Annotated in this window: 13 protein-coding genes and 1 riboswitch; of the genes, 10 read left to right on the forward strand and 3 right to left on the reverse strand. The window is 66.4% G+C overall.

The genetic code is table 11. The annotated features are described in order from the left end of the window. Positions 1 to 56: 56 nt before the first annotated feature. Positions 57 to 231, reverse strand: a riboswitch (cobalamin riboswitch). Positions 232 to 341: 110 nt separating this feature from the next. Then, a complete protein-coding gene (locus KVP70_RS03680) occupies positions 342 to 1,154 on the forward strand; it encodes a DODA-type extradiol aromatic ring-opening family dioxygenase (RefSeq protein ID WP_217940728.1) in 813 nt (270 codons plus the stop codon). 81 nt (positions 1,155 to 1,235) lie between these two features. Here KVP70_RS03680 and ylqF read toward each other — a convergent pair whose 3' ends face one another. Next, positions 1,236 to 2,186: a ribosome biogenesis GTPase YlqF gene (ylqF, locus tag KVP70_RS03685; RefSeq protein WP_217940730.1), complete on the reverse strand. Its 951-nt coding sequence runs from the start codon at positions 2,184 to 2,186 to the stop codon at positions 1,236 to 1,238. Positions 2,187 to 2,318: 132 nt separating this feature from the next. On the opposite strand from ylqF, the gene KVP70_RS03690 reads away from it, so the two are divergent. The 3 genes from KVP70_RS03690 (at position 2,319) to KVP70_RS03700 (ending at position 5,926) form a co-directional block, all read left to right on the forward strand. After that, positions 2,319 to 4,304, forward strand: a complete 1,986-nt coding sequence (locus KVP70_RS03690; protein WP_217940731.1) for an OPT family oligopeptide transporter — start codon at positions 2,319 to 2,321, stop codon at positions 4,302 to 4,304. A gap of 163 nt (positions 4,305 to 4,467) precedes the next feature. Continuing rightward, a complete protein-coding gene (locus KVP70_RS03695; RefSeq protein ID WP_217940732.1) occupies positions 4,468 to 5,157 on the forward strand; it encodes a hypothetical protein in 690 nt (229 codons plus the stop codon). A 181-nt stretch (positions 5,158 to 5,338) separates the two neighbouring features. Then, the gene (locus KVP70_RS03700) at positions 5,339 to 5,926 is read left to right on the forward strand and encodes a hypothetical protein (protein ID WP_217940734.1); all 588 of its coding nucleotides are present in this window, start codon (positions 5,339 to 5,341) and stop codon (positions 5,924 to 5,926) included. A gap of 20 nt (positions 5,927 to 5,946) precedes the next feature. On the opposite strand, the gene KVP70_RS03705 is transcribed toward KVP70_RS03700, so the two are convergent. Continuing rightward, the gene (locus tag KVP70_RS03705) at positions 5,947 to 6,873 is read right to left on the reverse strand and encodes a histone deacetylase family protein (protein WP_217940735.1); all 927 of its coding nucleotides are present in this window, start codon (positions 6,871 to 6,873) and stop codon (positions 5,947 to 5,949) included. 134 nt (positions 6,874 to 7,007) lie between these two features. Here KVP70_RS03705 and KVP70_RS03710 point away from each other — a divergent pair, with 134 nt between their 5' ends. From KVP70_RS03710 to KVP70_RS03735, 6 genes are all read left to right on the forward strand, one after another. Beyond that, on the forward strand, positions 7,008 to 9,020 hold the full coding sequence (locus tag KVP70_RS03710; RefSeq protein ID WP_217940736.1) for an alpha/beta hydrolase family protein: 2,013 nt from the start codon (positions 7,008 to 7,010) through the stop codon (positions 9,018 to 9,020). A gap of 75 nt (positions 9,021 to 9,095) precedes the next feature. Further along, positions 9,096 to 10,016, forward strand: a complete 921-nt coding sequence (locus KVP70_RS03715; RefSeq protein WP_217940737.1) for an AAA family ATPase — start codon at positions 9,096 to 9,098, stop codon at positions 10,014 to 10,016. A gap of 6 nt (positions 10,017 to 10,022) precedes the next feature. Continuing rightward, complete coding sequence (locus KVP70_RS03720) at positions 10,023 to 11,027, forward strand: DUF58 domain-containing protein (protein WP_217940738.1); 1,005 nt, start codon at positions 10,023 to 10,025, stop codon at positions 11,025 to 11,027. Further along, complete coding sequence (locus KVP70_RS03725; RefSeq protein WP_217940740.1) at positions 11,024 to 13,054, forward strand: transglutaminase TgpA family protein; 2,031 nt, start codon at positions 11,024 to 11,026, stop codon at positions 13,052 to 13,054. Before KVP70_RS03720 ends, KVP70_RS03725 begins: the two co-directional genes overlap by 4 nt. Continuing rightward, positions 13,045 to 14,169, forward strand: coding sequence for a lytic murein transglycosylase B (mltB, locus tag KVP70_RS03730; RefSeq protein WP_217940742.1), 1,125 nt, complete (start codon positions 13,045 to 13,047; stop codon positions 14,167 to 14,169). The genes KVP70_RS03725 and mltB overlap by 10 nt, the downstream gene beginning before the upstream one ends. Before the next feature lie 428 nt (positions 14,170 to 14,597). Further along, positions 14,598 to 14,933, forward strand: a complete 336-nt coding sequence (locus KVP70_RS03735) for a hypothetical protein (protein WP_008446241.1) — start codon at positions 14,598 to 14,600, stop codon at positions 14,931 to 14,933. A 60-nt stretch (positions 14,934 to 14,993) separates the two neighbouring features. On the opposite strand, the gene cysM is transcribed toward KVP70_RS03735, so the two are convergent. Further along, on the reverse strand, positions 14,994 to 15,896 hold the full coding sequence (gene cysM, locus KVP70_RS03740; RefSeq protein WP_217940744.1) for a cysteine synthase CysM: 903 nt from the start codon (positions 15,894 to 15,896) through the stop codon (positions 14,994 to 14,996). Positions 15,897 to 16,027: the final 131 nt, after the last annotated feature.

The raw sequence follows: 16,027 nt of genomic DNA on the forward strand, positions 1-16,027 counted from the left end.
CCGCCCGCGTCCCCGCAGGCTGGAAGTGTACGGAAGCCGCGCGGACGTTGTCGCTGCGCGCTTCCCCCAGTCTGGCCGATATCCGGGCTGGCAAGGCTGAACGTCGCCTCGCGTTACCGTTGCGGGGGCAGCACACCTTGGCCGTCGCGCCGTGGGCGCGGGCGGCCTTGTGTTTCCCGTTTAACCGCCCATGTGAGCACATGGGCAAGCACCAGAACCCCGGCATTATACGCGGGCGCCCCGGATCATTAACATTTTAGATAGGACCTATCTATATTTCGTGCATTGATCGCAACGGCGACGGTGCTTATAGTGGGGTGATACTCAAACCGGAGCTTTTCATGCATGCATTGCCCAGCTATTTCCTCTCCCACGGCGGCGGTCCGTGGCCGTTCATGATGGACCAGGTGGGCCATCTGTACGGCCAGCTGGACGCCGCGCTGCGCGATATTCCGCGCCAGCTCGGCGTGACGCCGAAGGCGGTGCTGGTGATTACCGCGCATTGGGAGGAGCGCGATTTCACGCTGTCGTCGTCGGCCCGGCCGACTATGATCTACGACTACGGCGGCTTCCCGCCGCACACCTACGAGGTGCGGTACAACGCGCCGGGTTCGCCGGAGCTGGCGGCGCAGGTCCAGCTGCTGCTCGAAGCGGGCGGCCATCCGGCGCGGCTGGATGCGCAGCGCGGCTTCGACCACGGCACCTTCAGCGCCCTGTATCCGATCTATCCGGATGCGCAGGTGCCGATCGTGCAGCTGTCGCTCAAGCGCGGCCTCGATCCCTTGACGCATCTGGAAGTGGGCCGCTTGCTGGCGCCCTTGCGCGAGCAGGGAGTGCTGATCGTCGGCAGCGGGCTCAGTTACCACAACCTGCGCGCCTTCAACGCGCAGGGCGCGGCGGCCTCGCACGCGTTTGACGGCTGGCTGCGCGCGACCATGGCGCTGCCGCCGCGGGAGCGCACGGCGCGCCTATTGGAATGGGAACAGGCGCCGGCCGCGCGCATGGCGCATCCGCGCGAGGAACATCTGCTGCCGCTGATGGTGGCGCTGGGCGCGGCGGAGAACGAGCCGGCGGCCGTGCCCTACCACGAGGATGCGTTCATGGGATCGCTGGCGGTCTCCAGCTTCCGCTTCGGGCGGGCGGCTGTGGCTTAGCCGCGGCGCCACCCCGCAATGCGGACGCAGGGTCGGACCCCGTGCGGGGTCCGACCCTTGCCCGGCTCTGCGGGTTGGGTACTAGGTGCCGCGCTTGCCGTTGGCGTAGGCTTCGGCCTTGGCGGCGGCGATGGCGGCTTTCTCGGCGTTCTTGACGGCCATCTCGGCGTCGTGCACCTCCAGCCGGCCCTTGCGGCTGGCCGGCGTCTCCAGCGAGATGCGCCCCAGGATGCCGCTGCGGTAGTCGCCCAGGAAGGTGTGCGAGGCTTTCTCGAAATCGAGGTCGCCACCCTTCTGGCGGAAGCCGCGCTTGGCCGCCACGCCCTCCACCACCGCGATGCCGTCGAAGCTCTCGATATCCTTGAAGCCGTAGCGCGCCACCAGCAGTTGCGGGTAGTACTTGAGCATCTCGTCGGCCAGGAACACCGCCACTTCCTCTTCGATCAGCGCGTTCGAGCCGATCGCGTGGCTGGCCGCCAGCATCAAGCCGTCGCTCGGCAACGCGATCTTCGGCCACAACATGCCCGGCGTGTCGACCAGGATGGTGTTCTTGTCCAGGTAAAGCTTCTGCTGCTGCTTGGTCACGGCCGGCTCGTCGCCGACCTTGGCCACTTTGCGCTTGAGCAGCGCGTTCATCAGGGTCGACTTGCCGACGTTGGGGATGCCCATGATCATGATGCGCAGCGGCTTGGTCGGCACGCCGCGGTGCGGCGCCAGCTGCTTGGCCAGTTCCGGCACGCGCGTGACGTCGGCCGGCTTCTTGGTGGTCATCGCGAACGCGGTCACGCCTTCCTGCGCGTTGTAATAAGCCACCCAGGCCGCCGTGGCGGCCGGATCGGCCAGGTCGATCTTGTTGAGGATCTTCAGGCACGGACGCTGGCGGAACTTGCGCAACTCCTCCACCATCGGATTGGTGCTGGCCTCGGGCAGGCGCGCGTCGACCACCTCGATCACCAGATCGGTGTTCTCCATCTGCTCGGCCGCCTTTTTCTTGGCGGCGTTCATGTGCCCTGGGTACCATTGTATCGACATGCTCTGACCTTCAAAATCGTTCTGACAATCCGCTATTTTACCTGCTGGCTCGCCTGGACTTCGGATATCATGAGGCGCTTTTCCCTTTTTCTGATTATATAAACAATATTATTCTCCACCGGAGTGCTGAAGATGAGCATAGCTGCACCGTCCAACCCCAAGGAAATCACCGTTCGCGGCATCATCCTGGGCATACTGATCACGCTGGTCTTCACGGCGGCTCAGGTCTACCTGGGGCTGAAAGTGGGCCTGACGTTCGCCACCTCGATCCCGGCCGCCGTCATCTCGATGGCGCTGCTGAGCGCCTTCAAGGACGCCACCATCCAGGAAAACAACATCGTCCAGACCATCGCCTCGGCCGCCGGCACGCTGGCGTCGGTGATCTTCGTGCTGCCCGGCCTGCTGATGATAGGCTGGTGGGCCAAGGTGCCGTTCTGGCCGACCTTCGGCGCCTGCGCCATCGGCGGCGTGCTGGGCGTGATGTACACCATGCCGCTGCGCCGCGCGCTGGTGTCGCAGTCCGACCTGCCCTACCCGGAAGGCGTGGCCGCCGCCGAGGTGCTCAAGGTCGGCATGGCCTCGCGCGCCGGCGCCGCCGAGGGCAAGGCCGGCTTGTGGGCCGTGATCTGGGGCAGCGTCGCTTCCGCCGCCTTCGCCGCGTTTGCCGCCGTCAAGCTGATGGCCGGCGAAGTGGCGATCTACTTCCGCACCGGCGCCGGCGCCACCGGCATCGGCGCTTCGAGCTCGCTGGCGCTGATCGGCGCCGGCCACCTGATGGGCATCACGGTCGGCATCGCGATGCTGGCCGGCCTGGTCATCGCCTGGGGCATCATGGTGCCGTTGATGACCTCCCTGTCGCCGGCCGCGGCCGGCGTCGACGCCTCCGCCCACGCGCTGGGCATCTGGTCCAAGGAAGTGCGCATGATGGGCGCCGGCGTGATCGGCATGGCCGCGATCATCACCCTGGCCGGCCTGGCCAAGCCGATCTTCGGCGGCCTGAAGTCGGCGATGGACTCGGCGCGCAAGGCCAAGCTCAATGGCGGCGTGCTCGATCGCACCGAGCAGGACTTGCCGATCTTCGTGGTCGGCCTGGTCACGCTGCTGTCGATGGTGCCGGCCGGCTGGCTGCTGGCCAGCTTCCTGCAAGGCGGCCCGCTGGCGTCGCTGGCCTTGCCGCTGGTGGCGGTCGGCATCGGCTACATCCTGATCGCCGGCATGTTCGCCGCCGCCGTCTGCGGCTACATGGCGGGCCTGATCGGCTCCTCGAATTCGCCGGTGTCCGGCATCGCCATCCTGACCATCCTCGGCGCCGCGCTGAGCGTGGGCATGGTCGGGCGCAGCATCATGGGGCCGGAAGTGGCCCAGGCGCTGATCGCCTATGCGCTGTTCGTCACCACCGTGGTGCTGGCCGTGGCCGTGATCGGCAACGACAACCTGCAGGACTTGAAGACCGGCCAGCTGGTCGACGCCACGCCGTGGAAGCAGCAGGTCGGCCTGCTGATCGGCGTGATCGCCGGTTCGTGCGTGGTGCCGCCGGTGCTCGAGCTGCTCAACCATGCGAACGGCTTCGTCGGCGCGCCCAACCTCAATTCGATCTCGGACCAGCCGCTGGCCGCGCCGCAGGCGCTGCTGATCTCGACGCTGGCCAAGGGCGTCATCGGCGGCCAGCTGCGCTGGGACCTGCTGGGCTACGGCGCGCTGGTCGGCCTGCTGCTGGTGGCGATCAATTTCGCCTTGAAGAAGTCCAGCAACGGCAAGTACTCGCTGCCGCCGCTGGGCGTGGGCCTGGCGATCTACCTGCCGAGCGCGGTGATCACGCCGGTGTGCATCGGCGCCGTGGCCGGCTACCTGTTCGACCGCGCGATGGAGCACAAGGTCGGCGGCGACACCGCCAAGCGCCTGGGCGTGCTGGTGATGTCCGGCTTCATCGTCGGCGAGAGCCTGTTCAACGTCGCGCTGGCCGGCCTGATCGTGGTCTCCGGCAAGGGCGAGCCGCTGGCCATCGCCAATTCGCTGAGCGAGGCGCAAGCCATGATCGTGGCGCTGATCCTCGGCGTGGCGATGGTGTGGGGACTGTACCGCTGGTCGGCCCGGAGCGGGCGCAACGTCGCCGCCTGATGGCGCAAGCCGCGTCAAGCCCAACGCCCTGCCAGCCGGCAGGGCGTTTTCATTTGGCGATCCGCGGTGCGCAACTATCAGCCTCTTTAACTCCGCTCAACATCCTCGCCAAACACCTACCTACAGTGGAGATTCCGCTGGAATTGAGCGACAAAATGGAGAGTTGAAATGGCAACCGACACTGTTACAAGTGGAGAACGGCTTTGGACCTGGCGGCACTCGGCATCGCCTCTTCGAGCTTATTATCAAGGTCGTCACAATGCGCCTGACACGCCCTACTTCCGCGCTATTGATGCTGACGGCGGTCAGTTGGCTTACCCCTGCGCAGGGGGTAAGCCCTGTCGTTCTGGAACAAGTCGACTGGCCACGGAACGCAGCCTGCGGCGGCTGCTCGGTGCTCCAGTTCGGAATGCTGGAAATACAACTGCCGCCCGCACTTGTCAGCAAGATCTTTATCGCTACCAGCATGGCCCCGTCCGTGCATCTGATTCCTCCCGACGGAGACCCCAGACATGACGTCGTCCTATCCGCCACGCCGGTACGGGGACTGGTGGACAAGTATAGACAAAAACTATCTGCGAACCAGTTCCTTGAGCAACTGGGCCACCCGGTCAATAGCGCCGATCCATGGGCAAAAATCAGAAGGGTAGAAGGCCTGGACAACGCGATCCGTTACACGCACACCGCGCGCGACAAGGTGCATGCATATTGGATTCAGTCCACGCCGCCGAGTTCCCAATATGCCTACCTGGTCGTCGATAACGCACCCGATGTTTACAGCCTGTCGGGCGCACTCACGCCGGAACTTTACGCCGCCATCCTTGCCAACTTGCGACTCGTTCCCGCACCGTAGCCCCGTCGGATTTCATGCCGCCAGTATAGGCGGTGGGTCCGAAATTCGACCCTTGCGGCATTCGTGCTCGTTTGTGTGTCTGGTTCTGTCTCGTTTTGATTCGTTTGAACTTTGTGCGGTGCACAAGGTCTAACGAGACAGAACAAGACAAAACAAGACCAAACGCACAAGGAGAACGAGCATGAACGCCGCAAGGACCTGCGAACTGCCACCCGCCGCACACGCCGAGCTGGAAAACTTTCTGCGCAACAGCGGCAGCACGCTGTCGCCGGTCGAGGCGACCATCATCGCCATCCGCGAGTGGATCGAAAAGTGCCGCGCCGCGGCGGCGCCGATGCGCGGCTATCAATGGAAGCAGCTGTTCATTCCCGAAAAGAGCCGCTTGCGCATGAGCTACGCCGGCATGGCGTACTACGCCGAAGTCGTCGGCGAAGAAATCCTATTCCGCGACGATGCCGTATCGCCGCGCCAGATGACCATGCAGATTGCCGGCGATGGCCGCAACGCGTGGCGCGATCTCTGGATACTGCTGCCCGGCGAAAAAAACTGGGCCAATGCCGCCCGCCTGCGCGACCGGCTGCAACAGCGGGCCGCCAAGCAGCCGCTGTCCGCCGCCGACGCCATGACCGTCGCCGCGAAATCGATGAGCGATGCCCTGACCACCGCCCTGGCGCTGGTCGAGCACGCCAACCATCAATCGCAAAACACCCTGGAGCGCCGCCTGCCCCGCTATCGTCGCCAATACGATCTACTCAGCGACGATCACTGACCCCACGCCGCCATCCACGCTCACAGCTCGGCCAGCGCCTTCACATGCGCCACCACGCTGCGGCCCAGCGCCGACAGGTTGTAGCCGCCTTCGAGGCAGCTGACGATGCGGCCCTTGGCGTACAGCCGGGCCACCTCCATCACCTGCTGCGTCATCCAGGCGTAGTCCGCCTCGACCAGGCCCATGCCGCCGATGTCGTCCTCGCGGTGGGCGTCGAAGCCGGCCGAGATGAAGATCATCTCCGGCTGGAACGCGTGCAGCGCCGGCAGCCATTGCTCCAGCACGATCTGGCGCACGGCGTCGCCCTTGGTGTGGGCCGGCACCGGCACGTTGACCATGTGGGCGCTGATCGGCTCGGGCTCGGTGTAGGGATAGAACGGATGCTGGTAGAAGCTCACCATCAAGGCGCGCGGCTCGCCCTGCAGCGCCTCCTCGGTGCCGTTGCCATGATGGACGTCGAAATCGACCACCGCCACCCGCGCCAGGCCGCGCGCGTCGAGCGCGTGCTTGGCCGCCACGGCGACGTTGTTGAACAGGCAGAAGCCCATCGGCTCGACCGGCCGCGCATGGTGGCCGGGTGGACGCACCGAGCAGAAGGCGTTGGCGATCTCGCCGTCGATCACGGCGTCGGTCGCGGCCACGGCGGCGCCGGCGGCGCGCTGGGCGGCGCGCCAGCTGTAGTGGTTGAGCGAGGTGTCGCCGTCGATCGGATAGCTGTCGCCCGGCGCCGGCACGTTGTCGCGCACGAGGGCGATGGCGTTGCGACTGTGGTTGCGCTCCAGGTCGGCGAGCGCCACCAGCGGCGCCTCGCGGTGCTCCAGCAGGTCGTGGATGTGCGAGCCGATCAGCTGGTCGGCAATCGCCTGCAGGCGGGCCGGCGATTCGGGGTGCCAGTCGCCCATGTCGTGGCGGGCGCAATCGGGATGGCTGTAAATGGCTGTGGTCATGGGGCGGGTATCTGCTGCTTGTAGGCGCTAATCTACCATAGATATCGCGCCGGCCGAATGGCCCGCCGTCCTCGGGTGGACAAAAAAACAATTGCCGCATATCATTGTCGATTACTTAACAACAAAGGTATTGCATGGCAAGTCATCCTCTCTTCCGCTCCCTGGCGCTGGCGACGGCCGCGCTGCTCAGCGTTGACGGCCATGCCGCCGACGCCGCCCCGGCCGTCGCCAGCTTCTTCGATACGCCCCAGGTCAGCCAGGCCGAGCTGTCGCCCAAGGGCGGCTATGTGGCCATCACCACCTTGCTGCCTGGCGGCGTGCAGGCGCTGGCCGTGCGCGACACCAGCGACCTGAGCAAGGTGACCGTGCTGGCCAAGACCGCCATCGAGCGCGCCACCATCACCAGCATCCACTGGATCAACGACCACCGCGTCGGCTTCACCGTCAAGAACCTGGACAACGAATTCGAGGGCAACCTCGACGAGTTCGCCATCGACCGCAACGGCGACAACCGCGTGCACCTGATCGCCGGCAGCTGGGGCCACCAGCAAAAGCAGATCGGCAGCAATATGGTCAACCGCACCCTGACCGCCGAATACGCCTACCACGGCGTCACCCACGACGGCTCGGACGACATCCTGGTCGAGCGCTACATGTGGAACAACACCGACCTGGCGCCCGACCATTCGCGCCTGATGCGCCTGAACACCCGCACCCAGTCCCTGCGCAGCGCCTTCGACGGCACCCAGCCGCCGGCGGTGCACGCCTGGTTCACCGACGGCAACGACGTGCCGCGCGTGGTCACCTCGCAAGTCAAGGGCCACTGCATCGCCTCCTACCGCAACGTCGACGACACCAGCTGGACCGAGATCAGCAATGGCGTCTGCTACCAGGACCAGCGCTTCGTGCCGCTGTTCTTCGACGGCGCCGACACGCTGTATGTGCGCGCCAACTACAAGGGCTACGCCGCGCTGTTCCGCTACAAGCTGAAGACCATGAAGATGGACGCCGAACCCTTCGTCGAAACGCCGGGCTACGACTTCGACGGCGTCCCCGAGGTGGACCGCGCCACCAGGAAGCTGCTCGGCATCCACCTGCGCACCGACGCCGGCACCACCGCCTGGCTGGACCCGGCGATGAAGGCCGAGCAGGCCAGGATCGACGCCGCCCTGCCCGGCGCCATCAACACCGTGCATTGCGCGCAGGACTGCGCCGCCAGCCCGGTGCTGCTGATCGCCTCCAACTCCGACCGCCAGCCGCTGCAATTCATCCTGTACACCCGCGCCAGCGGCGCCATGATCGGACTGGGCGGCGTCCATCCCGACCTCAAGCCGGCCGAGATGGGCCGGCGCAGCTTCCACCGCTACACGGCGCGCGACGACCGTTCGATCCCCGTCTACGTGACGCTGCCGGCCGCCAAGGTCGGCGGGCCGCAGCCGGCCGTGGTGCTGGTGCACGGCGGCCCGATGGTGCGCGGCGGCGCGTGGGAATGGGACGCCGAGGCGGCCTTCCTGGCCTCGCGCGGCTACGTCGTGATCCAGCCGGAATTCCGCGGCGGCACCGGCTTCGGCGCCGACCATTTCCGCGCCGGCTGGAAGCAATGGGGCGGCACCATGCAGGACGACCTGGCCGACGCCGCGCGCTGGGCCGCCAAACAGGGCTGGGCCGATCCCCGGCGCGTGGCCATCATGGGCGCCAGCTACGGCGGCTACGCCACGCTGATGGGCCTGATCAAGGACCCGGCCGTGTTCCGCTGCGGCGTCGAATGGGCCGGCGCGACCGACATCAAGCTGCGCTTCACCTCCACCGAGTCGGACGCGTCGAAGGAAACCCTGGGCTACAGCCTGCGCCTGCTGGTCGGCGACCCCGACAACGCGGCCGACGCCGCGATGATGCGCCAGAACTCGCCGCTGCTGCGCGCCGCCGAGCTCAAGCAGCCGCTGCTGATGGCGCACGGCCTGAAGGACCTGCGCGTGCCGATCGAGCACGCCAACAGCTTCGCCGCCGCCGTCAAGGCCCACAACCCGAACGTGACCTCCATCATCTACAACGATGAAGGCCACGGCTGGCGCCATCCGGAAAACCGCATCGCCTTCTGGAAGCAAGTCGAGACCTTCCTCGACCAACACCTGAAACACGCCGAGTAGGCCGCAGCAGCACATGGTATCGCCTGGGCAGTTTCTCGCATAGAATCTGTACAGCGCTCAACTCCCATCGATACCATGTACACAAAACTGCACGCCGTGGCCCGGCAGGTCGGCAGCATCATCGTCGGCAAGGAGCTGCACATCCGCCAGGCCCTGACCTGCCTGCTGGCCGGCGGCCACCTGCTGGTCGAGGACGTGCCCGGCGTCGGCAAGACCACCCTGGCGCACGCGCTGGCGATCTCGCTGGGGCTGCGCTTCAACCGCATCCAGTTCACCAGCGACCTGCTGCCGGCCGACGTCAACGGCATCTCGATCTACCAGCGCGAGAAGAACGGCTTCGTGTTCCACCCCGGCCCCATCTTCACGCAGGTGCTGCTGGCCGACGAGATCAACCGCGCCACGCCCAAGACCCAGTCCGGCCTGCTGGAGGCGATGGAAGAGCGCCAGGTCAGCGCCGACGGCGTCACCCGGCCGCTGCCGGAACCGTTCTTCGTCATCGCCACGCAAAACCCCACCCACCAGATCGGCACCTTCCCGCTGCCGGAATCGCAGCTGGACCGCTTCCTGATGTGCCTGTCGCTGGGCTACCCGGACGCCGCCGCCGAGCGCGCGTTGCTGATGGGCGAGGACCGGCGCGTGCTGCTCAAGGCGCTGCAGCCGGCGATGGCGCCGGCCGAGCTGGCGGAGGCCCAGCTGGCGCTCAAGCGCATCCACGCGGCGCCGGCGCTGATCGACTACGTGCAGGCGCTGGCCGCCGCCTCGCGCCAGAACGGCCTGTTCGCCGAGGGCATGAGCCCGCGCGCCGCCATCGCGCTGCTGCAGGCCGCGCGCGCCTGGGCCGCGCTCGAGGGCCGCGACCACGTGCTGCCGGAAGACGTGCAGGCGGTGCTGGTGCCGGTGTGCGCGCACCGCCTGCGGCCGTTGAAATCGGCGCACGGCGTGGCGCTGGCCAGCCGCGACCTGGTGCTGCAACTGCAAGAGTCGGTGCCGGTCTAGGCCGCCATGAACGGCCCGCTGCCATCGCCGCGATCGCTCTATCGCCAGGCGCGCGACAAGTGGCTGTTCCAGCTCGGCCCCAGCGAGCCGGGCCAGGTCACGCTGACGATGCGCCGTGTGTTCATCGTGCCGACGCGGCCGGGCCTGGCCTTCGCCGGCCTGCTGCTGCTGATGCTGATCGGCTCTCTCAACTACAACCTCGGCCTGGGCTTCGCGCTGACCTTCTTTGCCGGCGCCTGCGCCGTGGCCGACATGGTCCAGACCGCCAGCAACCTGGCCCGTCTGCAACTGTCGCCCGGCCGCGCGCAGCCGGTGTTCGCCGGCGAGGAGGCGCAGTTCGAACTGCAGCTGCACAACCGCGGCAAGCGCGATCGCTACGCCGTCTGGCTGGGCTTCCAGGCCGACGGCGAGCCGCGCCAGGTCACCGACATCCTGGCCGGCGGCGCCAGCACGGTGCGGCTGTCGGCCGCCACCACCGAACGCGGCTGGCTGGAGGCGCCGCGCATCCGCCTCGTCACGCGCTTCCCGCTGGGCCTGTTCCGCGCCTGGAGCTACTGGCGGCCGGCGCTCAAGGCGCTGGTGTATCCGGCGCCCGAGTACCCGGCGCAGCCGCTGCCGTCCAGCGGCGCCGCCAGCGAGGACGGCCACGGCACCGTGGGGCTGGACAATTTCGCCGGCATCCGCAGCTACCAGCCGGGCGACCCGATGCGCCACCTGGCCTGGCGCCAGATCGCCCGCCACGATCCGGCGCTGGGCGGGCAGCTGGTCACCAAGCATTTCGACGGCGGCGCCGTGGCCGAGCTGTGCCTCGACTTCGCCGAGCTGCCGCTGCAGATGGCGCTGGAACTGAAACTGTCGCGCATGGCGCGCTGGGTGCTGGAGGCCGAGCGGCGCGCCCTGCCCTACAGCTTCCGCCTGGCGCAGCACGAATACGGCCCGGCGCTGGGCGACGCCCACCAGGCCGCCTGCCTGCGCGCGCTGGCGCTGTTCGGCCGCGAGGGCCAGGCATGAACGCGCTGGCGCTGCGCCTGACGCGCGACAAGTCCGACACCCTGCTGCTGCTGGCCGCCGCGCTGATGGTGCTGGCGCCGCACTTCGCCCATCTGCCGCCGTGGATCAGCGCCGTGGTGTGCGCCACCTTGCTGTGGCGCGCCGCCCTCACATGGCGCGGCAAGCGCATGCCGCCGCTGTGGCTGCTGCTGCCGGTCTCGCTGGCGGCGATGGCCGGCGTCTACCGCAGCTACCACACGCTGCTGGGGCGCGACGCCGGCGTCGCCATGCTGGCGCTGCTGCTGGCCTTCAAGCTGCTGGAGATGCGCGCCAAACGCGACCTGTTCGTGGTGATCTTCCTCAGCTTCTTCGTGCTGCTGACCAATTTCTTCTACGCGCAAACCATGTTGACCGCGCTGTGCATGGGCGCCACCCTGATCGTGCTGCTGACGGCGCAACAATCGTTCCAGTACACCGGCGCCGTGCCGCCGCTGCGCCGGCGCCTGCGCACCGCCGCCAGCACCGCGCTGCTGGCGGCGCCGCTGGCGCTGTTGATGTTCGTCGGCTTCCCGCGCATCCAGGGACCGCTGTGGGGCCTGCCGGGCGACGCCCACAGCGGCCACACCGGCATCTCCGACAGCATGGCGCCGGGCTCGCTGTCCTCGCTGGCGCAGTCGGAAGCCGTGGCCTTCCGCGTGCGCTTCCTGGACCCCATGCCGCCCCAGGGCCAGCTGTACTGGCGCAGCATCGTACTGGGCGACTACGACGGCCGCACCTGGACCCGCGTGCCGCGCCGGCGCGGCCTGCAGCGCCTGGACGTGGGCATCGCCACGCGCGGCCAGCCGCTGCGCCACGAGATCACGATGGAAGCGACCAACACCCGCTGGCTGGCGGCGCTGGAACTGAGCGGGCCGACGCTGTCGCTGCCCGGCTACCGCGTGCACGACTCCGACGAACTGGAATTCTTCACCAGCGAGCCGGTCACGCAGCGCGTGCGCTACGAAGCGAGCGCCTGGACCGATTTCCGCGTGCAGGCCGACGAACAGCCGCAGCGCATGCTGCGCTGGACCGAACTGCCGTCCGGCTTCAACCCGCGCACCTTGGCCCTGGCGCGCGCGCTGCGCCCGGCCGCCGCCCCCAACGCCGCCGCCGACGCCCCGCTGTCCGCGCGCGAGGCCGCCGGCGCCGCGCTGCAAGTGATGCAGCGCTTCCACGACGGCGGCTACGCCTACACCCTGCAACCGCCGCTGCTGGGCCGCGACGCGGTCGACGATTTCCTGTTCGGCAGCAAGGCCGGCTTCTGCGAACACTACGCCGGCGCCTTCGTGGTGCTGATGCGCGCCATGAACGTGCCGGCGCGGGTGGTGACCGGCTACCAGGGCGGCGAACTGAACCCGGTGGACGGCTACCTGACCGTGCGCCAGTCCGACGCCCACGCCTGGGCCGAATTCTGGGCGCCGGGCGCCGGCTGGCGCCGCATCGACCCGACCGCCGCCGTCGCCCCCGAACGCATCGCCCACAACCTGGCGCAGGCGCTGCCGCAGCCGTCCGGCTTCGGCTTCGGCCCCTTGCTGAACCTGCGAAACGACCCCGATTCGTGGCTGGGCAAGTTGAGATTCAACTACGCCGCGTTGAATAATGCTTGGAATCAATGGGTCCTGGATTACAATCCAGAGAGGCAGCGAGGTTTCCTTGAAGAACTAAGCTCGGCCTTCGCCAACTGGCGCAGCGCACTCGGTGCGGCGCTGGTGTGCGCCCTGCTGTACGGGCTGTACTGGCGGCGGCAACAGCGGCCGCTGGCGCCGCTGGACGGGCTGTACCACCGTTTTTGCCGGCAGCAGGCGCGCCACGGTTACGCGCGCCGCCCGGACGAGGGCCCGCTCAGCTACGCCGCCCGCCTGCGCACCATGCAGGCCAGCCCGGCCAAGCTGGCCGCGATGGAGAAATTTTTAACACTGTACGGCGCGCTGAAGTATGGCGTCGCCGGTTCCGAACCACGTTCGGCGTCGCTGACGACGCTGAAAACACTGCTACCCTTATGCCGATGAAGACTCTGATTACCGCCCTGCTGCTGGGCGCCGCCACCCTCGGCCAAGCCGCCGCCGTCGACCCCTACGGCTACAAGCTGCCGCCCAGCATGCAGCCGAAGAAAAAAGCGCCGCCCGCCAAGAAGGGTCCGCCGCCTATCGACTACGTCGGCGAGTTCGTCAACTTCGGCGAATGGAAGGAAGTGCGCGCCTTCCTCGACGACGTCGCCAGCCGCGACGGCTTCGACCGCGCCGCGCTGAACACCCTGATGGGCCAGGTGCGCTACGTCGATGCGGCGGTGCAGCTGGTCAAGCCCGCGCCGCCGGGCAAGCCGAAGAACTGGCAAGCCTACAGCCGGCTGATCGTCGACCCGGTGCGCATCGACAACGGCGTCAAATTCTGGAACGAAAACCGCGACGCGCTGGAACGGGCCGAGGCCCTGTACGGCGTGCCGGCGGAAATCCTGGTCGGCATTCTCGGCGTGGAAACCGTATACGGCCGCAACACCGGCCGCTTCCGCGTGGTCGACGCGCTGACCACGCTGGCCTTCTCCTACCCCGAGGCGCCGCAGCGCAGCGAGCGCATGGCCTTCTTCCGCGGCGAACTGGAAGCGACGCTGCTGTTCGCGCGCCAGAACGAGCTCGATCCGCTGTCGCTGCGCGGCTCGTTCGCCGGCGCCATCGGCATGCCGCAGTTCATGCCCAGCAGCGTGATGAAATACGCGGTTGATTTCGACGGCAGCGGCAAGGTCGACCTGCTCAACTCCGGCACCGACGCCATCGGCAGCGTGGCGGCCTTCCTGGTGGCGCACGGTTGGCAGCGCGACGTCGGCGGCCCGCTGGTATACTCTGCCGCCGTGTCGCCCAACCGCGCCTGGGAAAGCATGATCAACCAGGGCCTGAGCGCCAAGTACCGCCCGCAGGAACTGACGGCGGCCGGCGTCACCACCACGGTGCCGGTGCCGGAACAGCAGACCTATGGTTTGGTGGACTTGCAGAACGGCGCCGAGCCGACCGAGTACTGGCTGGCGAACAATAATTTCTTTGCGATCACTCAATACAACCGCAGTTATTTCTATGCGATGTCGGTGGTGGAGCTGGGGCGCGCCGTGCGTCTGGCGCGCGGCGGTTTGTAAGGAAGCGTAAAGAAGGTTGCCGCGCAGACTTGCTGACTGTATTGTTTAGTTGACACTTGGCAATTATCTGTACACACTGGCATAGCTGCGGGGGCAAACGTAAGCCGTTCTACAACAAAATTAATTTATAATTAACTTTGTATGTTCATTAAAAGTGTGCACAGGCAGCTTAGCATATCAGTGGGTGTATAATTCTCACACAATGTTGCAACCGGACAACAATAACTCACGGCAATCAGGTTTTTTTATTGCTTATGAGTATTAGAAGGCATGTTGTTGTACAATTGTGTATATATTATGAAACTTGTTATCCCGGAATCCGTCCGTGTGTGAATTCGTTCCTTGGTAAGGATGAACATTAACGCAGCAAAGCGAGCTCCGAGTGTTTTACTTTGCAGGACAACTTTACAGAAGGAAAAGACGAAATCATGACAAACCAAGTCGGCATAGATATGAACAACGATGCGGATGGCGATGATCTGCTGCAATACAATCCCAACCGCCTGCTCGATACCCTGATCGAGAACCTGCGTCTGAAAAACGACGCGGCCCTGTCGCGCGCACTGGAAGTGGCGCCGCCGGTCATCAGCAAAATCCGCCACCACCGCCTGCCGGTTGGCGCTTCGCTGCTGATCCGCATGCACGAAGTGAGCGACCTGAGCATTCGCGACCTGCGTTACCTGATGGGCGATCGCCGCAACAAGTTCCGCATCAGCGACAAGCAGTTCAAGCCTAAAGAAGGCGAACCAGGCGGCCAGGGCTGATACTAGCCGTCGTCCTGCAGCGAACCCTCCCCCTTATCCGGGGGCGAGGGAAGCAACACCTTACGCCGGGAATACCCCGGTCGACAAGTAGCGGTCGCCGCGATCGCAAACGATGAACACGATGGTTGCGTTCTCCACCGTTTGCGAGATGCGCAGCGCGATTTCGCAGGCGCCCGCCGCCGAAATTCCACAGAAGATGCCTTCCTCGGCAGCCATGCGGCGCGCCATGCGCTCGGCCGCCGCCTGCGACACCGGCTCCACCTGGTCCACCCGCGAGCGCTCATAGATCTTCGGCAGATACGCCTCCGGCCACTTGCGGATGCCCGGTATCGACGAGCCCTCTTCCGGCTCGGCGCCGATGATCTGCACCGCCGGATTCCGCTCCTTCAAATACCGCGACACGCCCATGATGGTGCCGGTGGTGCCCATGGCGCTGACGAAGTGCGTCACGCGGCCGTCGGTGTCGCGCCAGATTTCCGGGCCCGTGCCTTCGTAGTGGGCGCGCGAATTATCGAAGTTGCCGAACTGGTCGAGGATGATGCCCTTGCCGTCCTTCTGCAATTGCTCGGCCATGTCGCGCGCGTACTCCATGCCGCCGGTCTTGGGCGTGAGCATGATCTGGGCGCCGTAGGCGGCCATGCTCTGGCGCCGTTCCACGCTCAGGTTCTCCGGCATCAGCAGCAGCATCTTGTAGCCGCGCAGCGCCGCCGCCATCGCCAGCGCGATGCCGGTGTTGCCGCTGGTCGCCTCGATCAGCGTATCGCCGGGCTTGATGTCGCCCCGTTCCTCGGCGCGCTTGAGCATGGACATGGCGGCGCGGTCCTTGACCGAACCGGCCGGATTATTGCCTTCGAGCTTGCCCAGTATGACGTTGTTACGGGCCAGCGCGTCCGCGCCTGGCAGGCGCGTCAGCTGTACCAGCGGCGTGTTGCCTATCGTATCTTCCAGAGTCTTGTAAGCCATCGTGTTCTATCGTCAGTTATTTCGCCAAAAGAGGCATTTTAATCCGAGTTCGGCTTGCGCGTATGGCAAGCTGCCCGAGGCTGAAGATTTTGCACCGGGCGGCCGCCATGCGCTAGACTTGCAACACTCCT

Origin of the sequence: Duganella violaceipulchra (assembly GCF_019166075.1) — a bacterium.
GTDB classification, from domain to species: Bacteria; Pseudomonadota; Gammaproteobacteria; order Burkholderiales; family Burkholderiaceae_D; genus Rugamonas; species Rugamonas violaceipulchra.